Origin of the sequence: Brumimicrobium mesophilum, from assembly GCF_003025005.1 — a bacterium.
In the GTDB taxonomy this organism is placed as follows: Bacteria; Bacteroidota; Bacteroidia; order Flavobacteriales_D; family Crocinitomicaceae; genus Brumimicrobium; species Brumimicrobium mesophilum.
The window spans coordinates 1-25,061 of sequence record NZ_PVSS01000019.1; the positions used below are offsets into that span (position 1 = coordinate 1).

Consider the following 25,061-nt stretch of genomic DNA (forward strand, 5'->3'; position numbering starts at 1 on the left):
GCTCCTCCATGTAATTCGCCATGTAATATGAATGCAACTTTTGGTGTTAGTGCTTCTGGAACAAATACTTTTACATTTACGCCGAGTACTATATTGCCAGCAAACACCTACTTTTGGATGTTTGGAGATGGAACAACATCAAATAACCCTATTGTGACGCATACTTATTCAACTGCGAGTACTTACCCTGTTATGTTGATGGTTTCAGATTCTTTATGTTCTGATATTGATACCGTTTATATTGATGTTTTAGACAGCAGCGCATATAATTTGAATTCGAGTTTTACTTATACTCAAGGAAATAATGGTCTTTATAACTTTGTTGCCAATAACGATGTAATCTCTTATGATAGCTTCATTTGGGATTTCGGAGACAATACAACTTCAACAGCACTTGCGCCAAATCATACATTCCCTTCAAATGGAAATTATTTAATTCAATTGACTGTTTTTGATGGGATTTTCACTCAAACAGACTCCCTAAATTTAACCGTAGGTCCTTTAGGAATTAGCTCTAACAGTAAATCAAAATTTGAAGCGAAACTGTTTCCAAATCCAGCAACTGACATTTTAAATTTAGAATTTACAATGGACATTTCTGAAAATATTGAAATTACCCTTATTGATTTAAACGGTAAGATTCTAAATCAAGAAAGCTTCACTGCAAATGCAGGGAAAAACACCAAGAAAATGAATATTGATTCAATTAGTAAAGGTGTTTATCAAGTTATTCTAAGAAAAGAAAACGGTGATACTTTAGAAAGAATGAGATTGGTAAAACAATAGTCAATTAATAATTATGTAAATCCGCACTCAAATTTGGGTGCGGATTTTTTGTTTGAGGGAGGAAGAAGGATTTTTTTGAAGGTAATTGGTAATTGGTAATTGTGATGAATTAGCACAGTTCGAACAACTTCAATCCATAAACCGAATGAAATTCAATCTTTACATTAATCAGAATTTAGTTCCTGGTTAAAGAATCCCAAGCGTTTCATTCAAGCCAATCTCATCAACTATCTTCCGATAATTCGACGCCCAAATCGTAGCAAAACTCCGCGCTGTAGTCACTTCGTTACTGCAATCTGCCAATTCAATATAAAAGTGTCCGCTCTTCTGATTAATCTTAATCAACTCCGCCGTAATCCAAAAATCCCGCTTGGAAAGGTTTCCCAAATATGCTTTTCAAAAGATTGATTGCGTTCCGTGAGCGAATATATTTTCCTTGTATCTGACATCGAAAATTAGAGGTAGTGAGAATAATTATGGATTGGAGATTATGAATTGGGAATTTTCCGAAAAGATGGGGATTTTGGCAGTTGGGTGATTAGGATATTGGCAGGAAATGTTGTTTTTTGGTACCGGTGATATTAAAAGAATTCGAGAAACTACGACAATAAAAGAAGTGAAACTAAAGATTGGTAAAGCGTGTAAGTTGAATCGAGCGGCGAATAATTTAACACGAAACGAGCTCGCGAAAGCTTTAGAAGTTTCTAGCACCACTATTCAAAATATAGAAAATGGTAAAAATGCTACACTAGACAATGTGCTCAAGGTGGCCAATCATTTTGGTTTGCTAGAAAATATCATAAAAGGGAACATGCTTAACATTGACAATCAAAATATTATTTCATTTTATTAGAATATGGTGAGAAATAAAATTATAGAAGTTTGGGCTTTTAGCGGTTGAATGATTAGTATATTGGTAAGATGACGCTTGGAGAATTTCTTATAAAGAAAATTTAAATTACTTTTACAAATTCACCAACAACTTTCAATCCTTTTCCGTTTTCCTCATCAATTACAATATCCTCTATTCTTTCATCATAAGAATTTGATTTTAATACAATTTCTTTATGTTTCCATCCCTCTTCAGTTATTGATTTTTGACTAGAATAAGTTTTCACCGTAAAACCTGAATTAAAATCTGGATCATGAATATCTCTACTTTCTACTAATACGATCTTGCCATTCCTAGAACCTAATGAAGGTTTTTTGAAAATGCAGATAGAACCATTAGGGATTCTTTTATTCATTGATTCACCAATAACTTTACAAGCGAAATAATCATTATTTAAAGAATATTTTTCTTCAACCTCAATCTCTGAATAATCCTTCTCAGATTGCAACTCGCTAAAACTACCGGCTGCTGCATAAAAATCATATAATGGAATTGTAAAATTTGGTTTATTTTCTTCTGCTTCTAATGAATTAACCTCAAAAATCTCTGAATCCGATTCCTTAATATTATTCTTTTCATCGAGGTAATTAAACAATGAGTCAATTACAGGGTTAACTAAATTGAATCGTAGTTTCACAACTGGAATCTCTTTGTTCTTATCATTTTTTATTTTAGTTTGCTCAACCATATTCAATCTAGGTTGCACTTCTCCCATGTAATAAAAGTCCTTGCCTTCATAGTTATCCTTTTTAATAAATAAAAGTAAACGGATTTCTCCATTTTTACCGAGAATAGATTGAACATCCTTACTCGTAATCCTTCTATTCGACTTAGACATCCAATCAAACTCCTTATTATTAACAAATTCATCCACGTATTTCGTAGACTCCGAAATACCATCTTCTTTATGGTAGTTAACAAAAATTGGACAATGCGAGTTATCTGGACTTACTAAATATCCTCCCACGTTCTGGGCAACAGGATTTACATCTACATTTAATATTCTAAAAACATCTTTACGTGAGTATTTCCTATAAAGTACAAATCCATCTTGCCAATTTTCAACATCAAAAAATTCATCGAATTTTATAATAGAATAATTTGTTGAATCCAATAAAAAGGCTTTAAATATATCTTCATCTAAATATGAACGAAATATATCAGTGAAAAGTAATTCATCATTCACTATTTTTATAATATCCACATTATAAATATCTTTAGCAGAAATAAGTTTACCTTCTTTTTTTTCTCTAATAAACTCAAAGTTTAAATTTGAAACACTAGATTTAATAGTTTCATCAGAGACAGAATAATGATATTTATCTTTTATTTTTCTTTTCAGATCACTAATATTAAGCTTTTTATTTTTTAATAATAGTTTCATTATTAAACACTCCTCAACCCGTATGGTATTATTTATTTCACTCGAGAACAACTCCAAAATTTTAATCTGAATTTTAGATAAGTCAGCATCAAAATCTGTATCCACGTTTGTGACAAAATTATAGTAAGATTTGGAATACTCAACAAACGAAAATGGATCTCTAGATTGATTATTCAAAAAGTCGACCATCGTTGATGTTCGACCAAGTCTATATTTGAGAAGCTGATAATCCTTCTTCAAATCAGACAATAGTCCCAAGTTGGCTGAATCTATTGATTTAAAAATTTTTTCTTTAGTTATTTCATCAAAGTTAATAGTTGAAGATCCAGGAAGCATTTTACTTCCTTCGGAAATCAATTTTCTTAATGAATCTTTATTGAAAGAAGTGTCTCCATATAAAGCTATTGGAATTAAATAGTTGTTTTTATGGTTTCCAATAAAGTCAACTACAGTTAAATAATCTTTACCATTGGCTTTTCTTAATCCTCGACCTAATTGCTGAACGAAAACAATTGCAGAATCAGTTGGCCTTAACATTAGAATCTGATTGATTTTTGGAATATCAATTCCTTCGTTAAAAATATCAACAGTAAATATATAATCTAATTTTTCATTATTATCTGTAGACTCTAATCTAGATATTGCATTTTTCCTTTCTGTTTCTGTACTTTCACCTGATAATGAAACAGTTTTAAAACCACGTTCATTAAATTTTAAAGACATATTCTGGGATTCTTCATTTCTAGAACAGAAAACTAATCCCCTAGTAATTCCATTATCACTGCCATAAATCTTAGCTTTTTCAATTATCCTATCTACTCTTTCATCGCTTGATAAAAACCTAAAATCTCTTAAATCCTCAACTACTTCATCATCCACACTTAGATCCGTTATTCCGAAATAGTGAAATTCACTTAGCATATCTTCTTCCATTGCTCTATTTAACCTAATTTCATATGCAATATTATGGTCAAATAGACTAAAAATATCATTTCCATCAGTTCTTTCAGGAGTAGCTGTCATTCCCATTAAAAACTTCGGATTAAAATAATTCATCAATCTAAGGTATGAATCCGCACTTGAACGATGAGATTCATCGATTATTATATAATCAAATGTATCCTTTTTAAAATTTAATAAGTGATCTTCTCTGGAAATAGTCTGAACAGTGGAAAAAATAAAATCTGCGTCTAGTTCTTTTCTACTTCCTGAGTAAATACCATAAGTTTTCTCTTTCTTGAAAATACTTTTAAAAGTCTCCAATGCATCTTCAGCAATATTCAGCCTATGGACAACAAACAATAATTTCTTTGCTTTGAAATTCTTCACATCAAATGCAGACAAGTAGGTTTTTCCAGTCCCAGTTGCTGATATAATTAAAGCTTTGGTTTTCTTCAAGTCTTAATTTCACTAGGTTTTTCAAAGCTTCCTGTTGCATTGAATTAGGCTCTACCTCATCTACTTCTGAACTGGATAATTCTTTTTTTGTCCTTTCCCTAAATAATAACTGACTATTATAAACTAATTCATATTCAACTATAAACTCATTTGTTACAGGTGTAGCACAATCAAAATCATTTTGAAATTCTTTCAAGACATTCTCAACGATGCTGCTAGAGTTTAATCCAGAAACTTTTAAATTCCATTCTTTGTTAACAGTTAATGCGCTAGAAGTAATATTACTACTTCCTACTATTAAGTTGTAATGTTCTTTTTTCTTGAAAATATAGCCTTTAGAATGAGTATTATCTTGTGTAGATATTTTAAGTTCAATATTACTAAAGAGTTGTAATTTTTTAAGTGCTTCCGGCTGCGTGAAATTTAAATATTGGGACACAAGGACCTTTCCCTTAACACCTCGTTTTTCTAAAGAAATTAAAGTATTTAATAAAACAGCAATCCCACCGGTAGTAACAAAAGCAACAGAAATGAAAAACTCACTACAAGTATGAAACTCTTGCAAAAGTGTAGACAAAACTTTCTCTCTAGGAATTTTTTTGTTAGTCAATAATTGAGGTCGATAGCCTAATTCTGATTCAACATTTTTATCTAGAAAACCAGTGAATAAACTGTTTTTAAAATCGTCATTAAATGGCTTAATCATCCTTCATTAGTTTGTTTACGATTGGAACATCTGCAGCGGCCCAATCTAAGGTCAGCAATTCATCTTTTTTTAGCCAAATGGAAGAAATGTGCTCGTTTAATGTAATATCCTTTGTAGCAACATCACATAAAAAGTATGCATTGTAAGCTCAAAATCAGGATATTCATGAACTACAGTGATATATAAGTCATTTATCTCTGGATTAATACTCAATTCTTCATCTAATTCTCTTTTTAGAGCTTCTTTTTTAGTTTCACCATTTTCGATTTTACCTCCAGGAAATTCAAATTTTTTAGATATATATTCTAATCGACTCTCAGCTCTTTGAGCACACAAAATTTCATCGTCATACTTTAGAATGGCTGCTACAACTTCTACCTTCTTCATTATTTATTAGGTCTTAACAGTTAACTACATGGGTTTTAATATAATTAGTGGTAATTACATTGTAAAATCATAAACATAAAGGTTATTTTATTCATTTAGTGCCTTAAATGCAAAAAACTTGGAAGCATTTTTATAATTAATATTTATTGGAACTAAAATTTTTATCCATATAAAGAATAATGATTGAATTATGAAAAAATGAATCTCCTCACTCCAAAAAACACTCCCTCCTATGCCTTTCAAAATTCTCTTGTAAAGGATAATATAGAGGATTTTCTGGCAGCAAAATCTGTTTACCCTCGAATTGTTTTAAAGAATAAGCGGAATCAACTTCTGTCATTTCAGGTGAAATTTGCACCAAATAATCTTCATTTATTGTAATTAATCCTCGATCGAAGGCCCGGTGAAGTGTTGGAGTTAAGCTAAAACCGTTTCCAACAGTATCATCTTGAGAAATCGAAAACGGAGTTATGTGGCATGCGTCAACCAGCTGAGCATTGATTGTAGATTCTATTCTTAAACCTGAAATTGCACAGGTATAGTTGTAAATCTTTGGAATTTCACGTTTAAAGATTCCACTTCTGACATAAACTTCTTCTTCAAAATCGCTGACCTGCATTTTACTTCTCAATTCTGCTATTCTTTCAGCGTAAGTGAAACGGTCATTGTTTAGCACTTGATCTTGGAGTTGGGAAGCGAAATCACCATCTGAAATAATTAATCTATCCTTTGTATCCGGAAAATAAAAGTCGAGTAACTCAGTTTTAATTACTTCTCTAGAAATTGGATTTAATAAGAATGAGAACAAAGCTTTATCCATTTCAGCAAATGCCAGTGCATCTTTTAAACTACGAAGACTTTTTATGCTATTTGATGAAGTGACTGGAATTGTTGCACCATTTAAAGAAATCAATCTCCAAAAAGGTTCAGATTTCATATGAAAAAATGGTAATGAAAAATTTGGTGAATGGTTGGTAAAAACAATTTTAGACCAAATACTCTTAAATGAAAGCACTAATTCTGGAGAAATAACAATTCGATTTGAAATAATATCTCCTTTTTCGACTCCTTCAATTATCGCCAACAACAAAACAGGTTTATGAGGAGCAGCTCCCCTTACCTTATTCTTATCTCTTCTCAATTTCTTGAGTTGAAATAAATATTTCGCTAATTGTTCTTCGTTTTCCAAGTGATGGAAGATTATTTGAGTTAAAAACGATGATGTGAAGATAATGGATTTTTCTAGAGGTGGATAGATATTAGGTTGAAAAGATGAATTGGGGATTGGATTAAAAAGAAAGGAGAAAATAAGGGAGAGGGAGGCTTTGCTTCTTGGAGTATAGCGGACGCTTTGCTTCTTGGAGTATGGTGGACGCTTTGCAAAGCGACCTTACCATACTCAGGGGAAATTTCATATATGAAATTTAGGGGAAAAGATGGGGATTTGGTTTAGGGGGAAGGAGAATTTCATATATATTTTTTTGAGGGGAAGGAGATTTTTTTGAAGATGAAAAATAGAATTTTTCCTTCTTAATCGCTGGCGATTAAGCATAAGAGTGGTACGGACGCTTTGCAAAGCGTCCATACCGTGCTCAGGGAAAATTTCATAAATGAAATTTTATGGAAAAGAGAAGTTCTTTTTTAAAGGAGAAAAATATCAGGTTTCTCCTCTTTTTTCTGCCCAAACTCTAACATTATCTTCGATGTAATTAGTAAATGATATATACTCACGTTCATTTCGAACGATTTTATCATTAAATCTTCCATGCCAGACTGTTTTTAAATTGCCCAATTTTAGTGATTTGTATTTTCTGGTTACAGCACCTTTAAAACCTCTTATGATTGTAGATAAGGTTTGTTTTTGGGCGATGAATTCTCCTAAAGGATTGTCATTATTTAAGGAATAACAAATTTCAATTATGGCATGAAAGTGATTGGGCATTACAACATAGGCATGGAGTTTTATATTTTCTCGAATCTCGCCGGTGGTTATCCATTCTTGTTCAATTATTTCACCTAGTTTACTGGGTTGCATTTCTCCATTCTGGATTTTACCGAAGATGTGTTTCCATTCTACTGCATTGATGGTAACGAAATACCAGCCTTGCGAGGCGTAATCATAGTTTTTTAAACGGATGCTTTTCCGATTTGGGTATTTTGGATTTTTCATTTCTTTTGATTTAGGTTTAATTAAGTTAATGAAAAATAGGAGATTGGAGAAGGATTTTTGGGTTTTATTTTGGGTTTGGCAGGCGCTTTGCTTATTGGGTTGTGGTGGAGGCTTTGATTCTTGGAGTATAGCGGACGCTTTGCAAAGCGACCTTACCATACTCAGGGGAAATTTCATAAATGAAATTTAGGGGAAAAGATGGCGAATTGGTTTTTAGGGGATGCAAGGCGCTTTGCTTTTTAAAATGGGCGGAGGCTTTGATTTTTTTTGAGCTCCGCGGGGCTTTGCTTCTAAGAGTATGGCGGTATGGCGGACGCTTTGCAAAGCGTCCATACCATGCTCAGGGAAATTTCATAAATGAAATTTGGGAGGGAAGAACCCCTTAACTCCTGTCGAATTCGTAATTACAAATTCATCGATTCGTAATTGGTTAATTTCATCCCGTGAAATTAACCGCACTTACTCCGTTGCTCTTCTTGTTGATCATAATCTGGGTTGGAATTCGTTCTTTTAAATTTTCTACGTGGGAAATAATTCCTATCATTTTTCCTTGAGATTGTAGGGTTTCTAAGGTGGAAATGACTGTTTCTAAAGTGTTTTTGTCTAGTGTTCCGAAGCCTTCGTCAATGAAAAGAGAATCGATTTTCACATTTTTGCTAGCTAAATCGGATAACCCGAGGGCTAAAGAAAGGCTGATGATGAATTTTTCTCCTCCGCTGGAAGTGTCGACTAATCTGGCTTGGTCGGTTTGGTAATGGTCAATTAGATGGAAGTTTAATTCTTCTTTTGGCTTATAATCCTCTTCCATTTTTAATGAATAGCGCTTATTCAAATTATACAAATGAACATTGGCCAAATCCAATAAATGTTTGAGGGTTAAGCGCTGAACGTAGACGTTGAAAGCATCTTTGGAATTACCTATGATGGCAAATAACTCTTTCCAAATTTTACAAACATCTTCTTGGGCCTCGATTTTTTTGTAAATCTCTAAATTTCTATTTTTTATCTCCTCATCTTTCCTAAACGCCTCTTTGACCTCTCCTTTTTCAGCGGAATAATTGTTGATTTTTGTTTTTAATTCTTCGAAAATCAACTTACTCTCCTCCTCTGTGACGTCAAAATTCTTGGATTCTTTCAGCTTATCAATGGATTTAATATTGGTTTCTTTTAAGGTTTTTAACTTAAGCAATTCGTCCTCAATACGCTTTTTATTCCCTGTATATTTTTTCTTGTCGTCTATGGTTAACAAAGCTTTTTCAATGGATTCTTTAGTTGCGAAATCACTATTTGAAATTTGTTGATCAAGTGTAGACTTTAACTCCTGAAATTCTTTTTTCAAGTTACTTTGTTCCTGAATTCTATCTTTTTTCGAGGCTTCATTTTTTAGTTTAGAGTCACGCAATTCCTGTAACTCTTTGCCACTTTTCTCAACTATTTCTGTCAATTTATTCTTTGCCAACTGTAATTCACTTCGTTTTTGATCAACCGAAATTTCCAGTGGTAAAATCGCAATTCTGTCTTTCTTAAGTTGTTCTGACTTCGTTTCGCTGTCAGTAATTGACTTTTTATATTCTTCGAGAGACTTAACAGTAGTTTCAGTTCGTTTTTCATTCTCAATTAAACTGTTTTTATAAACCCTTAAATCACTTTTTAATTTTTCTAAATTATTTTGGGTCTTGTTGAATTGAGCAATTGCTGTTTCAATCTCAAGAATAAATGAATTTGTATTTTCTATGGAAGGAATTTCATAATTGAATCGCGCTAATTTTCCTTTTAACTCATTCTCAATATTATTACAAGTCGACAATAATTCTTCAATCGATTTTTGTTTTGATGCGATCTCTGAATTCAAATTTTTAATCTTCTCTCCAAGTGTTGCATCTTTGGTTTTTAATGCTTCGAGGGATTGATTTTGAATTTTAAAAGATTCAGACAATTGATCTTTCTTAGACTGTAATTTCTGAGCTTCAACAATCTTTTCACCGACCAATTTCAATTGCTTTTCAGATTCATTGATTTCAATGTCAATCTTCGCAGAATTGGTGATTTCTATATCAATTTCAAGATTTTTCACTTTGGATTGAATTGATTTTAAATCTTCATTGATCGTATTGATTTGCTGACTTAAATTCTCTAATCCTGTTGATACTTTAACTTCACGCTTTTCTAAATCAGATTTCGATTCGATTAATGATATTAATTTGTCTTTCCTTTTCTGAAGTTCTAATTCAGATTGAGAAATACCTTTCGTTTCAAGCTTTTCTGCAAAAGGATGTTCCTCTGAACCACACAATCCACATGGTTGACCCTCAACTAAATTTTGACGATCTGCTTCATATTTCGCAATGCTTTTTTCTAAATCTAAAATCTTTTGTGCATCTGCAACCAGCGATTCTTGAGTTTCAATTTGATTTTTAAGCGCTACAATCTGCTTTTTGATGTCCTCTAATTCTGCAGTGAATTTTTCCTTTTCTGTAGTTTTGACTTGGATTTCCTTTTCATCTTTCAAGTACTCCTCTGAAAAGGATTTCAATTGTTTCCATTTTGAATCGGTTTCAACCAACTTCTTCTCTTTGGCCAACAAATCGGTTAAACTTTCCTTCGCTAATCGGTCGTTGATTTCCTTAATTTCTTTTTCAATCGCTTCAATTGCCGAACTTTTAGCCGAAAGAATTTCTATATTCGAATTAAGTTCAGTCGTTGATTTTTCTACTTCGCTTATTTTCTCTTTGACAGAAGAAAAACTTTCATTCAAGTTTTCCTTGTTTCCTTTCAAAGTTGTTAATTCAGAGGTCCAATTCGAAATTTCAGTATCTACTTCCGTTAAAAACTTGTTTTTGGCTACAAATTCTTCATCAATTTTTATTTTCTCTTCTGTCGCCTTTGATTGATTAATGAATTCCGTCTTTTCATCAGCTAATAATTTGATGGCTGTTTCAACTTCCACCAACTTCTCCTTCGCTTTTTGTTGATTATCCGCTTCGTTTTGAAGCTGACCATCCAACTTTGTAATCAAATCAAATTTCGGTTGCCATTCAGTAAATTCCTTGTCCGCTTGGGCTAATTCTTTGTTTTGCTTCGTCGCTAATTCCGTTAAACACTCAATTTGAGGATTTAATAATTTCAACTGCTCATCTAAAACCTTTAATTGATTAGCTTTCTCAAGGCTAAGTTTTTCATTTCGATTCAAATTTTGGATCAAGTCTTTGAAAGGTTCGGCTTTTTCGTTTAAATCGAGTAATTCAAATTCATTTTTATGATTTTCAAATTCTGAATTCACTTTAATGGCATCTTGTTCTAATTTTTCAGATTGCAGCCTTAAATCCTTGGAATTACTATACCAATTGATGATTTCTTGAATCCCTTTCAGTTCTTTTTCTGTAGCTACAATAAACTCATTGAGCATCAAATTCTTCTGAGAAAGTTCTTCCTTTTTCTCTTCAGATAAAATATCATCAGCATTAATTTTCGATTGAATCTCCCTTAATTTATTGTCTTCCTTTGATTTTCGATCTAAAATTCCTTGACCAATTTTCTTATAAATCTGCTCTCCTGTAATTTGTTCTAACAATCGCCCTTTTTCGGGTCCTTTTGCCGAAAGGAAAGATGCGAATTCTCCTTGTGCCAACATTACAGACCTCAAGAATTGATCATAATCTAATTGCGTAACACGAATTACATCTTCTGCAACCGCTCTTTTCTGAGAAGACAAAATAGTGTCGGCAGTTAAATTCTTCAAACTCACCTCCTCTTGCGGATTCACTAATCTTTTTCCGGTTTTCGAAGCCAAACGCATTCCCCAAAAAGCTTCATAAATAATGTTCTCATTTTCGAAAGTCACACGACTAAAAGCATCGTCAGCACCATGACTCACCACATCCAATAATGTTCCTTTTGAGTTATTGAAACGCGGAACATTGTGGTATAGCGCGATGGTTATCGCATCCAGAATTGTGGTTTTTCCCGCCCCCGTAGAACCTGTAATCGCATATAATCCAACATCCTGAAATAAGTCATTATCAAAATCAATAACAATTGGCGCATCAGATTTTAATGAATTTAAGTTTTGTAGTTCTATTTTTAGAATTTTCATATCTGACTATTGATTTTTAACGGAATGTAAAATCTCATTGAAGGCATCTTCTACTTCTGGTCTATCATTCAAATCAAAACCCATTTCTTTACATTTTAACTTAAATACATCGGTTGGTAAAAGTTCTTTGATGGATTTCGTTTCTGCCAGTAATTCTTCAATTCCTTTGGTTTTCCTTTGATTTTTCAAGGTAGTTTTCAAAATATCAAAAGAATAATCTTCTGCCGCAGATTTCAATTCATCGGTGTTAATATTGTGTTCTTCATTCAGTGAAATCTCAACCCAAGGCGTCAATTCATATTCATTAGAAATCACACTTGGGAATTGCTCAATACACTCTTGAGCTGTACCTGTGAGTTTATAAAACTGTCTAAATCGAGGAACCGGCTCAGATTCTATCTTACTCACTTCATTGTTTTCAATTGTAAGTACAATGATTTTCTTGTCGTAATTGATCTCACTAAAACTGAGAATATTTGGAGAACCAGAATACCTCACTTTTTCGTTTCCACCAATAATTTGTGGTCGGTGCAAATGACCCAAAGCGATGTAATCGAAATACTTTGGGAAATCCTCTGCGCCGATATGTCCTAAAGTTCCCACATATATATTTTGTTCACTTTCCGAAACGGAACCACCAATTGCAAACAAATGTCCCATTCCAATAACAGGTGCATTTGTAGAATTGATCAACTCACATTGCGCTGCTGACTTTTCGTAGTGATTAATTAAAGCTTGTTTGTATTTATCGGTGAGTTCTTCAAAAGATTCCCCAGCGACTGCCTTCCTGATATCTCCATCCCGCAAATAAGGAACAGCCCCGACAATCACTTTTTCTTCGTTCACTGCAATTTCAAAAACTTCATCCTCGATATTTTCTGCTGCTTTCCCAACCACTTTTATGTTAAGCGCATTCAACAGTTCTTTGGGCGCATTTAAGGTCCCCGGTGAATCGTGATTTCCACCAGTGATAATAACGGATTGACAATTCGTAGATTTCAGTTTCACTAAAAAATTATAGTACATCTCCAAACTTTGGTTCGACGGCGCGTTAGTGTCAAATACATCACCTGAAATCAGCAAAACATCGATATTTTCATTAACGATATAATTTTCAATCCATTGAAGAAAAAGAACTTGCTCTTCAGCTTGAGATTGTTCGTGAAGTCTGTGTCCAAGATGCCAATCGGCAGTGTGAATTATTTTCATTAGGTAATTGATTTTCTGAGATGGTTAAAATTCATTTTTGAATTAATCTATAAATATAAGGATTTTGATTTGACTGAGATGTTTTGGGTTGTGATGAATTGTTGATCGGTGATGGCACGCGGATAACGCGGATCTCCGAACGCAGATATTCACGGAATTTTCACATTAAAAAAAGGAATGTTTTTAAGGAAAGGACGATTTGCAAATCACCCTTACATTATATCTTGGAATAAATGTTTTTCCTTTAAATCCATGAATGTCATTTCCTTTTCCAGTACTGTGTTCTAAAAAACAATCCAACATATCCACGAACAGCTAATTTATTTTCACCTTTTAACCAAAGTGTTGCGTCGTATAATTTACCATTGTTTGGATCGAGCAAAGCATCATCCCCTTTCCATTCACCGTCGTCATCTAACTCCAATCCAGTGATGATTTCCATTCCCATCACATGTTTATCCTTTCTATAATCTGTGCAGTAATAACATTTAGCGTCTTCATAAGGTATTTCTAAATTGTGTAGTTTTATTATTTTACCATAAAACTTACCGTCCTTTTTATAGATTTTAACTTCAGATTTCAGCTGACCAGTTTCATCATTATAAGTTTCCCACACGCCTTCAATACTTTGCGAAAAACTTACAAAGCTCATTATACTCAAAAATAAAATCAAAAAATTTCTCATACTTTTAAAACAATATCGTATGCTCTAAAGATACGAATTTGTTAGGTTATGGAGAACAATTTCAGGAAGATTAACACTATTTAGAATAGGTTTATTTAAGCTGAATTTTTAATTTAAACTGGGTTGTAATTGTGGTTGGTTTTACCGCAGAGGGAAAATTGGAGGTTGCGCTAAGGACGCAGAGGACACCTGCGGTGTGGAGGACAAAGAGAAAGTGGGTGGATGAATTCCAACTGCGTTGTAATTGTGGTTGTTTTACCGCAGAGGGAAAAAAGGAGGTGGCGCAAAGGGCACGGAGGTTTATGGAGGTTTCACGGAGCGTCACGGAGGAAAAAATGTAATTAAATAAAAAATTACTTTCTTTTCCAGTATTTTGTTTCGTACAGCCAACCTAAATATCCACGGACAGCTAATTTATTATCATTTTCTAGCCAAATTGCTGCGTCATAAACTTTTCCTGTTTCTGGGTGGAGTAAACCTCCGTCTTTTTCCCATTTACCATCATTTTCATGTAGGCCGTTGATAAAAACCATTCCCATTATTGGTTGGTTCTTTTTAGCGCCAGTGCAATTGGTACATTTTGCATTAAGTTCAGCTTCTGTTGCATCGTACATTTTTACGATCTTGCCGTACAGTTTTCCGTTTTTGATGTAGACTTTCACGTCAGATTCCACCTTATTGGTTTCGTCATTGAATGTTTGCCAAATCCCTTCTACGCTTTGTGAAAATCCAAATGAACTGATAGTGATTAATCCGATAAGTAAGATAAGCTTCATGTATTTTATTTTTGTGATAAACTTACTTAAATAGGAATAGTCGACATGAAAAAAAATTATAAAATAAGCTAAAAAAGTATCAAACTAAAAATTATGACTAAAGTCTAAACATGAAAGAATTCAAATTGAAATACCAAAGCAAAATAGCCTGAGATAATCAACCTAAATGCCTATTTTTGTATAAAAACTCAAGATATGTTACACGCTCCATCAACTCCTTTAGCTGAAAGAATGCGTCCAAAAAATTTGGATGAATATGTTGGTCAGGAACATTTATTAAAAAAAGGAGCTAGTTTAAGAAAATCCTTGGATGCTGGAGTTTTGCCTTCTCTAATTTTATGGGGACCTCCAGGTGTTGGAAAAACTACTTTGGCGACTTTGTTGGCGACTCAATTGAAACGTCCTTTCTATACTTTATCGGCAATTTCTTCTGGTGTAAAGGATGTTCGAGAAGTGATAAAAAAAGCTGAAAATCAAGGAATGTTTGACCGAGCTGGTTCAATTTTATTCATAGATGAGATTCATCGTTTTTCGAAAGCGCAACAAGATTCACTTTTGGGAGCGGTAGAAAAAGGTGTGGTAACTTTAATAGGTGCAACAACTGAAAATCCGTCTTTTGAGGTGATTTCGGCTTTACTTTCTCGTTGTCAAGTTTACACTTTGGAATCTTTGGAAAAGGATAAATTGGAAAGTTTATTGCACAATGCCATAAAGCGAGATGAATATTTGTCTCAATTGAAAATCAATTTAAAGGAAACCAATGCATTGATAAGAATTTCAGGAGGTGATGCTAGAAAGCTTCTAACTTTACTTGAAATTGTTGTGAGCACTTTTTCTCAAAAAGCAACAATCGAAATCACCGATGATGAAGTTTTCTCAATTGCACAGCAGAACATTGCGCGTTACGACAAGGATGGAGAACAACATTATGACATCATTTCGGCGTTTATAAAATCGATTCGTGGAAGTGACCCAAATGCAGCTGTTTATTGGTTAGCAAGAATGATTGAAGGTGGTGAAGACGCTAAATTTATTGCGAGAAGGTTAATTATTTCTGCGAGTGAAGACATTGGTTTAGCGAATCCTACGGCATTAATCATGGCCAACAATACTTTTCAGGCCATCAACACAATTGGATTCCCCGAGGCGAGGATTATTTTGGCGCAATGTACTATTTACTTAGCGACTTCTCCAAAAGGAAATGGTGCTTACATGGCGATAAATCATGCCCAGGAATTAGTGAAATCTACCGGAAACCTTCCTGTTCCATTGGCTTTAAGAAATGCCCCTACTAAATTAATGAAAGAGTTAGATTACGGTAAAGGATACAAATACTCGCATGACCATCCTGGAAATTTTGTTGTTCAAGAATTTATGCCCGATGATTTAAAAGGAGCTTCATTTTTCAAAGCGGGAAGTTCGAAAAGAGAACAAGATATTGAAGAAGGAATCAAGAGAATGTGGGAAGGCAAGTATTGATTTATAATTATTAATGGTTAATGGCTAATGTTTAACGCGATAGGGGTTTTGTAATGATTAAGGTTTAATTATCTTGTTCCACAACGTTGTTGATGTAGTTGAATATCCTATTCTGTGAAAATTCCTAATTTGTAATTCGTAATTATCTAATGTAAACTTTCTAAAATCAATTGATTAGGACCTTCAGGATGAATAACATTGAGTATCAATCTATCATTTGTTAATTCCTCGATAAGAAAAATATCTGTTCCACGACTAAATAAAAAACGTTCCTCAAATCTGTAATCTATAAATTTTAAAGTATCGCCTGAAATTGAATATAATCTCTCATGCATAGGAACAACAACCTGACCTTGCGAATCAACATTGAACACTTGATTATCGCTAGAGAATTTTAATCCCGATTGAAATCGATCAAAAGGCATTTCTGATTCAACTAAAATCCAATTGCCATCATCTAAAATATCTTCTCTATCTCTTTCAACAAAGGAACCTGCTTGCTCACTGCATGAAAGGAACAATAACCCTGAAAACATTAACAATAAAAATCTCATTCTAAAACTTATTAAATCAGTAATTTCAACAACACGCTAAGATATACAATGCAGACGAATAAAAAATGAATACTTAGTTAAACGGATGTTAATTGATTAAAGTGATTTAACTTTTGATTGATGTGGTGTAAAACATTGTTAGAGCAAAGCTTCAACAAACCATAGAAAAAACAAAAAAATCAACCAACAACTCATTTATAAACTAAATATCAAGAGCAAATTTAGTTTTTCCATTTTCATCTTTTGCTCTAAAATTTTTGTTGTAATTTTGCGGCTGTAAAATCAATGCAAAAAGACCTTAATTTTTGGGATGCACAAATGGATTTGTTGGCCCAGCAGGATTATGTTGTTATCGATAATTTTCTTTCCCCAGAAGACCTTGTACTAGCACATAAATTTTTCGAACAGAAGCAAGAAGAAGGAGTTTTTACTAAAGCTGCAATTGGAGCATCAGGAACGGAAAAGGTAATTCGAGAAATACGTGGAGATTATACCTATTGGCTTGAAAAAAATAGAGATTTAGAGTTAAAATTTGTTTTCGAAAGCCTGGATGAAGTTAAATCCATGTTTAATCGTCTACTATTCTTGAGTTTAGCAGATTATGAATTTCATTTAGCACATTACCCTGAAGGTTCTTTCTATAAAAAACACTTGGATCAATTCGAAGGCAGAAAAAATAGAATGATCTCTGTAATTATCTACTTAAACAAAGGTTGGAAAGCTGGAGACGGAGGTGAGTTAAGAGTTCATCCCGAAGGGAAAGCGCCTATTGATATTGCGCCATTAGAAAATCGTTGCGCCATGTTTAGAAGTGACACTTTATTTCATGAAGTTTTAACTTCAAATACATCCCGAAAAAGCATTACAGGCTGGATGTTATATCAACCGGCTGTCTTACCGTTTATGGCTTTATAGCGTTTGTGAATTAATAAAACAGAACAAAAGATTCCTCAGCTGTTAAAATCAAAGATTTTCTCATCTATCGGAATGACGGTCGTTGGGGTAAGTCTTTGGGTTAAAATTTGCTCAAGCTCTGCTTGAGCAAATTTTAACCCACACAAACCACACAAATTATCGTCATTCCGATGGAGTGCAACGACGAGGAATCCCTTTTCTAAACTCGTCCTGAACCCTTCAATTTTAAAACAAAAAAAGGTGATAAAAAACTTAAAGTCCCTTTACCACCTTTTTTGTAAATCAATATTTCTGTTTAGATTGAATTACTTTGAGGTTTCGCCTCAAAACTTTTTACTCTAAACTCTTTACTCAATGTTTAAACATTAAACCTGAAATGCATTATATCACCATCTTTTACGATGTATTCTTTTCCTTCTACTCCAAATTTACCTGCTTCTTTACAAGCTGCTTCAGAGCCATATTTTACAAAGTCTTCATACTTCATTACTTCGGCACGGATAAATCCTTTTTCGAAGTCAGTATGAATCACACCTGCCGCTTGAGGTGCAGTTGAACCCTTTAAAACTGTCCAAGCACGTACCTCTTTCACACCTGCCGTGAAGTAAGTATCTAATTCTAATAATTTATAAGCTGAACGAATCAAACGCGCTACTCCAGACTCAGTTAAACCAAGTTCTTCCATAAACATTTGACGTTCTTCGAAAGTTTCAAATTCTGTGATATCTGCTTCGATTTGCGCACCGATGATTAAAACCTCCGCTTCTTCATCTTTCACCGCTTCCTTCACTGCTTCAACATGCTTGTTTCCATCCTTTACAGAACTTTCGTCCACATTACATAAATACAAAACTGGTTTTGAAGTAATCAAGTGCATCTCCTTAACGAGCGGCAATTGGTTCTCTTCGAATTCCATTGAGCGCACAGATTCACCAGACTCCAAGTGATTCTTAATACGTTCAGTTAAATCGTATACTTTTTTCGCTTCTTTATCTCCAGACTTCGCTGTTCTAGCTAAACCATTTAAACGTTTTTCAACAGTTTCTAAATCTTTCAATTGAAGTTCATAATCAATAACTTCTTTATCTCTAATTGGATCCACTGAACCGTCCACGTGCACAATATTATCGTCTTCGAAACAACGCAATACGTGAATAATTGCATCTGTTTCACGAATATTTGCTAAGAATTGATTTCCTAAACCTTCTCCTTTTGAAGCTCCTTTTACCAATCCTGCGATATCAACAATCTCCATAGTCGTTGGTACAACGCGTTCTGGGCTTACAATTTCCTCTAATTTTTCTAGACGTGGGTCTGGAACAGAAATAGTTCCTACGTTAGGCTCTATTGTACAAAACGGATAGTTTGCCGATTGTGCTTTCGCATTCGACAAACAGTTAAACAATGTAGATTTACCAACATTCGGTAATCCAACAATTCCACATTTTAATGCCATTTGAAAATATTTTGATGCAAAGATAATGCTTGCAATTGATTAATACCAATTTGGGTTTTATATTATTGGTTTTAGTTGTTTTTTTGGGGTTGGGTTGGATTGGGGTTGTAGGCTTTATGCTGTATGCTTTACGCTGGTGGGTGGGGCGGTAAGGTTGGTGTTGGCCCTAATTTAATATCTATTTCAGTCAAAAACCTCATTCTTTAACCACTTGCTCTACTTTTAAATCACCATCGATTGCGATAAAAACGTAATAAACTCCTTCAGCTAATTCCGAAATATTGATATCTTTTTGATTTTGCTTACTCATTACTTTTTGTCCCAAAGGTGAATAAATCGAGACTTCTAATGATTGATATTTTTCTGTGATGTGAATGGAGAATTTTTCCTTAGCTGGATTTGGAAATAGAATAACCTTGTTTTCCGCAATGTTATCATTGGACAAAGATAATTCATCGCAATCGAGCGTGTGTTCTTGGAAAAAGTCCCACATTAAATCGGTAGCATTTATATAATTGGAAACCGGATCTCCAATTGCCGTTTGATTTCCTCCATGCCATGAGTGACCGCCATCTTCTGTAATATAATATTCGATGATTGTACTACATTCACAATTCGCCCATTTTGTATGCAAATACTGCGAATTATTGACAATTGTATCCGTGAAATTGTGACAATTATTATGACCTGACCATACATAGAGAACTGAATCAACAGGGGGATTATGGTGATTCGAAAACCCATTCCCCACTCCACCTAAATAAGGAACATTTGAATCTAGTTTCGAATGAAAATGTATTATTGGAACTGCTCTACCTGGATTACAAGTAGCCATTGCCATTGATGCAGATACAGGAGCTATTGCTGCAATTCTATCCGAAAGTTCACAAGCTAATCTATAGGACATAAAGCCACCATTTGACATTCCCGTAGCGTAAATCCGAGTGGTATCGATGGCCAATTGACCAATTAAGTTGTCTAATAATGCATCTATGAAACCTACATCGTCAATACTATTGTTACTCGCGAAACCACAGCACCATCCGGCATTCCATGAACTAATATTCAGTACTCCTCCTTCTACACCCTCTGGATAAACGACAATAAAGTTTTCCAAATCGGCTTTTACACTTAATTGTGATTGATCTTCCAAGTTATACGCATTTCCAAACCCACCGTGCATGGCAATCACCAAAGGCAAATCTGTGGAACCATCATAAGCCGTTGGCAAATGAACAAGGTAAGTTCTGTCGTATCCATCATGTGGTATGCTGTCGTATTGACCAAATGAACAGACAGAAATCCATAGAAAAGTAAATATTGTTATGATTTGTTTTTTCGTTTGTTTCATGTTTTTTGGATTGAGAGGTTCAGTATTTATGGATTTAGCCAAACCATATCGTCTTTCAAATATAAGATAGAATGGGAGAATTTAGGTTGTTTGCGGGAAGGATTTATTTGGGGAGTCTTAAGGAATTGGGTCTAAGGACATAAAATTATGATTTGAAATTTGATGGCTCGGGTTGCTATGTAAATTAGTTTTATTGCTAAGAAAATCAACACATAGGTAAATAAAATGACCGAACATATTCAAGGGAGGAAGCACTAAGTTAACCATTCAAAAACAAGGTATTAAATCGTTTTCCTTATAAGTAAAAACGGATACGTCCAAATGATGTTCAGCGAGATCTATTGAGCCTCAAAAATTGCTTTCAACCGTTTGTAAGTGTTTACTTCTACCACGACACCTAAAAAAATCCACAAAAAAAGCGGCTCCTGAAAGAAACCGCTTTTAAAATATTTAAGGCTATTAAAAGGACTATGCCGCCTTCATCTTCGCCATTTTTGAATTTGAAAATTGCTTTTTAGCATATTCTAAGGTCACTCTATATTCTTTAGCGTGATCTTTACTTCCAGGAATTTCGTACATCGCTTCAGTTAAGATTGCTTCACAGATTGAACGTAAACCACGTGCACCTAATCCAAATTCTACTGCTTTATCAACAATAAAATCAAGTACTTCGCTGTCGAATTTCAAGTCTATTCCATCAATTTCAAATAACTTAACGTATTGTTTGAACAATGAATTTTTAGGTTCTGTTAAAATTCTGCGCAATGCTGTTTTGTCTAATGGCTCCAAGTAAGTCAATACTGGAAAACGACCAATCAACTCTGGAATTAACCCGAATGATTTTAAGTCGGTAGGATTCACAAATTCCAATAAATTATCTTTGTCAATACGTTCTTCCTCTTCGTTCGCAAAACCAATCGTTTGACGATTTACACGACGTGCAATTAATTTTTCAATTCCGTCAAAAGCACCTCCACAAATAAACAAGATGTTTTTCGTGTTCACCTTTACCATCTTTTGTTCTGGATGTTTTCTTCCTCCTTGTGGCGGAACATTCACCTCTGCTCCTTCAAGCAATTTAAGCAAAGCTTGCTGAACACCTTCCCCAGAAACATCACGTGTAATTGATGGATTATCACTTTTACGTGCAATTTTATCTATCTCATCAATGAAAATAATTCCACGTTCTGCTGCTTGAACATTATAATCTGATGCTTGCAACAAACGAGATAAAATACTTTCAACGTCTTCACCAACATAACCGGCTTCTGTTAAAACAGTCGCATCAGCGATACAGAAAGGTACATTCAACATTTTAGCAATTGTTTTAGCCAAAAGTGTTTTCCCAGTTCCAGTTCGTCCAACCATCACTACATTAGACTTATCAATTTCGATGTCGTCTTCACCAACTTTATGATTTAGACGCTTATAGTGATTGTAAACCGCAACCGACAAAGTTTTCTTGGCAGACAATTGTCCAATCACATACTCGTCTAATTTCGCTTTAATTTCTGTTGGTTTATATATCGTTAAAGGCGCATTTTCACCACCTTCAATTTCTAATCCTCCACTTGGGATTTCTTCTTTCACTATTGATTGCGCTTGAATAATACAGTGATCACAAATGTGACCGGAAATTCCAGCAATCAATAACCTAACCTGACTTTTAGATCGGCCACAGAAAGAACATGTTGTTTCTTTTTTACTCATATATTGTGTCAAAAAAAGGCCAATATCGCTATCGACCTTCTATAATTATTTTACAAAAATACGCAATTCTCAAAGGCTACCCAAATAAGGAGTTAGAGAACTACTTTGTTTTAACTACTATTTTTTCTTTCGTAACAACACTTCATCAACCATACCATACTCCTTTGCTTCTTCCGAAGTCATCCAGTAATCACGGTCAGAATCATGCTCAACTTTGTCAAACGGTTTTCCTGTGTGGTGAGAAATGATATCATACAATTCTTTTTTCAACTTAATAATCTCACGCGCTGTAATTTCGATATCAGAAGCCTGACCTTGCGCACCACCTAATGGTTGGTGAATCATTACACGTGAATGCTTCAATGCTGTACGTTTTCCTTCTGCACCTGCACACAATAAAACTGCTCCCATTGAAGCCGCTAATCCTGTACAAATTGTTGCTACGTCTGGACTGATGTATTGCATTGTATCATAAATACCTAATCCAGCATAAACACTTCCTCCAGGAGAGTTTAAATAGATTTGGATGTCTTTTTTAGGATCTACAGACTCTAAAAACAACAATTGTGCGTTAATGATATTTGCAACTTGATCGTCGATTCCGGTACCTAAAAATATGATGCGGTCCATCATCAAACGAGAAAACACGTCCATTTGTGACATATTTAATTGACGTTCCTCAATAATATAAGGAGTCATAGAAGATTCGATATATTGACCAACATGCATACTGTTGATGCCTAAATGTTTGGTTGCGTATTTTTTAAACTCATCTTTATTATACATACTTATCTCTTTTTTTCTTATTCGTAATTCTCGATAAAGATACAATTCCGAATTAAATTTGTTCATGATTTGAAATTTGATTTATCAAATATCATGCTTTAATTGCTGGTCGGACATAAATGGAAATGAATCACGCCAAAATTAAAGAATTCACTTAATTATCAAATTATTCAACGTCATAATGGCAGATGTTAAAAATAAATTACGAATTAAGGAATAGGGAATTACGAATTACAGCTCATATTATTGCCCTCGACAGGCTAAGTCAACGGGAGTGCTCTTCGGAGATTGAGCTTGTCGAAAGCAACAAAAAAACAACAGAATTATACCTTTTATTCAATGACGGAATAGGAACTAATTAGCAATTCACCAATTCGTAATTGAACAATTCATAATTTCCTTACCTTTGCCCTACTATGAAATTAAAGGTAAAAGACATCACATCATTTCTTGAAGGAATGGCTCCATTGAGCAGTCAAGAAAGTTATGACAACTCCGGATTAATTGTAGGAAATCGCGAAATGGAAGTTACAGAAGTGCTACTTTCCCTGGATTGCATTGAAGACACAGTGGAAGAAGCGATTCAAATTGGTGCGAATCTTATTATCGCTCATCATCCTATTGTTTTCGGTGGGTTAAAACAGTTGAATGGGAAGAATTATGTTGAAAGAACAGTGATTAATGCAATTAAAAACGACATTGCCATTTACGCCATCCATACGAATTTAGACAATTATAAATTTGGAGTGAATTATGAAATTGCACAGCGTATTGGAATTTCTAATCCTCGAATTTTAGCACCTAAGAAAAATGTTTTAAAGAAATTAGTTTTCTTCTGTCCCGAAAATGATTCTGACAAAGTAACGCAAGCTATTTTTGAAGCTGGCGGAGGAAATATTGGAGAATATTCTGAATGTAGTTTTGAAAGTTCGGGCGATGGCTTCTTCAAACCTGGAGAAAATTCAAATCCTACAAGTGGTACAATTGGAGCAAGAGAAAAAGTAAATGAAAAAAGAATTGAAGTTATAATTCCCGTTCATAAAGAAGGTCAAATCATTAAAGCGATGAAAGAAGCTCATCCTTATGAAGAAGTTGCCCATGACATCTACCTTATTTCAAACGTAAATCAGGACGAAGGTTCGGGAATGATTGGCGAATTGGAGAAACCCATGGAAGTTGGAGCATTCTTAACCCACATTAAAGAAGCTTTTGATTGCGGAATCATTCGACACACAGAATTGGTAAAAAAAGAAATTAAAACAGTTGCATTTTGTGGTGGTTCAGGAAGTTTTCTTTTAACCAATGCAAAAAGAGCACAAGCAGACATCTATATTACGGGTGATTTCAAATATCATGAGTTTTTCGATGCTGAAAAAGCAATAATTATTGCTGATATTGGACATTTTGAGAGCGAGCAATATACTCCGCACTTAATTCTTGCACTTTTGAAGAAAAATTTTATTAACTTTGCCTTCCATTTGAGTAAGGTGAATACAAACCCTATTAATTATTTTTAGCATTTATGGCAACAAAAGCAAAAGCTAAGTCAAGCACAACTGTCGCTGAGCGCTTAGAAGCATTAGCGAATTTACAGCAAATTGATTCAGAAATCGATCGTCTTATGACAATTCGTGGTGAGCTTCCTTTAGAGGTTGAAGATCTTGAAGCAGACATCGAAGGTCTTGAAAAAAGAGTTGAGAAATTAACTGGTGAATTAAAAGATATAGAGACAGATATTAGCGATCGCAAGAACGAGCAAAAAGATGCTCAAACTGCGATTTTACAATATAAAGAGAAACAAAACAACGTACGTAACAACCGTGAGTTTGAGTCTCTGAGTAAAGAAATTGAGTACCAAGAATTGGAAATTCAATTACACGAAAAAAGAGCCAAAGAAGCGAAAGCACAAATTGTGCACAAGAAAGAAGTAATTGATGACGTTCAAGAAAAACTAACTGGTCGTAAGGCAGATTTAAAAGCAAAGAAAGCTGAGTTAGAAAATATTATTGCAGAAACTGAGAAAGATGAGGAAAAACTCAACAAAAAGTCAGAAAAAGCAATGAAACATTTGGATGACCACCTAAAAACGGCATACAAAAGATTACGTTCTAGTGCGAAAAACGGTTTAGCTGTAGTTCCTGTAGATCGTGATTCATGTGGAGGATGTTTCAACAGAATACCACCGCAACGTCAATTAGACATCGTACAAAAGAAAAAGATTATCATCTGTGAACACTGTGGAAGAATTTTAATTCCAGGTGAAGAAGTAGAAGCATAATTTTATCATCACATATTTGGTAAAGTCTCAACAGAAATGTTGGGAC

At 34.1% G+C, this 25,061-nt stretch carries 21 protein-coding genes; 6 read left to right on the forward strand and 15 right to left on the reverse strand.

The window, feature by feature from the left end:
* A partial coding sequence (locus C6368_RS15975; protein WP_159038646.1) for a PKD domain-containing protein occupies positions 1-786 on the forward strand: 786 nt, incomplete at its 5' end.
* 186 nt (positions 787-972) lie between these two features.
* Here C6368_RS15975 and C6368_RS17665 read toward each other — a convergent pair.
* Entirely contained in the window at positions 973-1,173 is a 201-nt protein-coding gene (locus C6368_RS17665; RefSeq protein WP_107040234.1) for an exodeoxyribonuclease VII large subunit, read from the reverse strand.
* Between the two features lie 169 nt (positions 1,174-1,342).
* Here C6368_RS17665 and C6368_RS15985 point away from each other — a divergent pair, with 169 nt between their 5' ends.
* Positions 1,343-1,639, forward strand: coding sequence for a helix-turn-helix transcriptional regulator (locus C6368_RS15985; protein WP_234369154.1), 297 nt, complete (start codon positions 1,343-1,345; stop codon positions 1,637-1,639).
* A gap of 100 nt (positions 1,640-1,739) precedes the next feature.
* Here C6368_RS15985 and C6368_RS15990 read toward each other — a convergent pair whose 3' ends face one another.
* From C6368_RS15990 to C6368_RS16040, 9 genes are all read right to left on the reverse strand, one after another.
* Positions 1,740-4,460, reverse strand: coding sequence for a DUF3427 domain-containing protein (locus tag C6368_RS15990; protein WP_234369155.1), 2,721 nt, complete (start codon positions 4,458-4,460; stop codon positions 1,740-1,742).
* Positions 4,393-5,166, reverse strand: a complete 774-nt coding sequence (locus C6368_RS17495) for a phospholipase D-like domain-containing protein (protein WP_234369156.1) — start codon at positions 5,164-5,166, stop codon at positions 4,393-4,395. Before C6368_RS17495 ends, C6368_RS15990 begins: the two co-directional genes overlap by 68 nt.
* A gap of 96 nt (positions 5,167-5,262) precedes the next feature.
* On the reverse strand, positions 5,263-5,553 hold the full coding sequence (locus C6368_RS15995) for a (deoxy)nucleoside triphosphate pyrophosphohydrolase (RefSeq protein ID WP_234369157.1): 291 nt from the start codon (positions 5,551-5,553) through the stop codon (positions 5,263-5,265).
* A 208-nt stretch (positions 5,554-5,761) separates the two neighbouring features.
* Positions 5,762-6,742 (reverse strand): HNH endonuclease, encoded by a 981-nt coding sequence (locus tag C6368_RS16000; protein ID WP_107040235.1) that lies wholly within the window; start codon positions 6,740-6,742, stop codon positions 5,762-5,764.
* A gap of 468 nt (positions 6,743-7,210) precedes the next feature.
* Complete coding sequence (locus C6368_RS16005) at positions 7,211-7,723, reverse strand: transposase (RefSeq protein WP_107040236.1); 513 nt, start codon at positions 7,721-7,723, stop codon at positions 7,211-7,213.
* 436 nt (positions 7,724-8,159) lie between these two features.
* A complete protein-coding gene (locus C6368_RS16020) occupies positions 8,160-11,816 on the reverse strand; it encodes an AAA family ATPase (protein WP_107040239.1) in 3,657 nt (1,218 codons plus the stop codon).
* 6 nt (positions 11,817-11,822) lie between these two features.
* Complete coding sequence (gene sbcD, locus C6368_RS16025) at positions 11,823-13,025, reverse strand: exonuclease subunit SbcD (RefSeq protein WP_107040240.1); 1,203 nt, start codon at positions 13,023-13,025, stop codon at positions 11,823-11,825.
* A 259-nt stretch (positions 13,026-13,284) separates the two neighbouring features.
* On the reverse strand, positions 13,285-13,710 hold the full coding sequence (locus C6368_RS16030) for a DUF2147 domain-containing protein (RefSeq protein ID WP_107040241.1): 426 nt from the start codon (positions 13,708-13,710) through the stop codon (positions 13,285-13,287).
* 353 nt (positions 13,711-14,063) lie between these two features.
* Entirely contained in the window at positions 14,064-14,486 is a 423-nt protein-coding gene (locus tag C6368_RS16040) for a DUF2147 domain-containing protein (protein WP_107040243.1), read from the reverse strand.
* 195 nt (positions 14,487-14,681) lie between these two features.
* On the opposite strand from C6368_RS16040, the gene C6368_RS16045 reads away from it, so the two are divergent.
* Positions 14,682-15,965 (forward strand): replication-associated recombination protein A, encoded by a 1,284-nt coding sequence (locus tag C6368_RS16045; RefSeq protein ID WP_107040244.1) that lies wholly within the window; start codon positions 14,682-14,684, stop codon positions 15,963-15,965.
* A 146-nt stretch (positions 15,966-16,111) separates the two neighbouring features.
* Here C6368_RS16045 and C6368_RS16050 read toward each other — a convergent pair whose 3' ends face one another.
* A complete protein-coding gene (locus C6368_RS16050) occupies positions 16,112-16,519 on the reverse strand; it encodes a hypothetical protein (protein WP_159038647.1) in 408 nt (135 codons plus the stop codon).
* 285 nt (positions 16,520-16,804) lie between these two features.
* On the opposite strand from C6368_RS16050, the gene C6368_RS16055 reads away from it, so the two are divergent.
* Positions 16,805-17,434: a 2OG-Fe(II) oxygenase gene (locus tag C6368_RS16055; protein ID WP_107040246.1), complete on the forward strand. Its 630-nt coding sequence runs from the start codon at positions 16,805-16,807 to the stop codon at positions 17,432-17,434.
* Positions 17,435-17,792: 358 nt separating this feature from the next.
* On the opposite strand, the gene ychF is transcribed toward C6368_RS16055, so the two are convergent.
* From ychF to clpP, 4 genes are all read right to left on the reverse strand, one after another.
* The gene (ychF, locus tag C6368_RS16060) at positions 17,793-18,890 is read right to left on the reverse strand and encodes a redox-regulated ATPase YchF (RefSeq protein WP_107040247.1); all 1,098 of its coding nucleotides are present in this window, start codon (positions 18,888-18,890) and stop codon (positions 17,793-17,795) included.
* Between the two features lie 196 nt (positions 18,891-19,086).
* The gene (locus C6368_RS16065; RefSeq protein WP_159038648.1) at positions 19,087-20,241 is read right to left on the reverse strand and encodes a T9SS type A sorting domain-containing protein; all 1,155 of its coding nucleotides are present in this window, start codon (positions 20,239-20,241) and stop codon (positions 19,087-19,089) included.
* Positions 20,242-20,709: 468 nt separating this feature from the next.
* Positions 20,710-21,951, reverse strand: coding sequence for an ATP-dependent Clp protease ATP-binding subunit ClpX (clpX, locus tag C6368_RS16070; protein ID WP_107040249.1), 1,242 nt, complete (start codon positions 21,949-21,951; stop codon positions 20,710-20,712).
* Between the two features lie 117 nt (positions 21,952-22,068).
* On the reverse strand, positions 22,069-22,737 hold the full coding sequence (gene clpP, locus C6368_RS16075) for an ATP-dependent Clp endopeptidase proteolytic subunit ClpP (RefSeq protein ID WP_107040278.1): 669 nt from the start codon (positions 22,735-22,737) through the stop codon (positions 22,069-22,071).
* Positions 22,738-23,153: 416 nt separating this feature from the next.
* Between clpP and C6368_RS16080 the strand changes: the two genes are divergently transcribed.
* Entirely contained in the window at positions 23,154-24,254 is a 1,101-nt protein-coding gene (locus C6368_RS16080) for a Nif3-like dinuclear metal center hexameric protein (RefSeq protein ID WP_107040250.1), read from the forward strand.
* Positions 24,255-24,259: 5 nt separating this feature from the next.
* Positions 24,260-25,015 carry a zinc ribbon domain-containing protein gene (locus C6368_RS16085; protein WP_107040251.1) on the forward strand — a complete coding sequence of 252 codons (756 nt, stop codon included), beginning with the start codon at positions 24,260-24,262 and terminating at the stop codon, positions 25,013-25,015.
* Positions 25,016-25,061 lie beyond the last annotated feature (46 nt).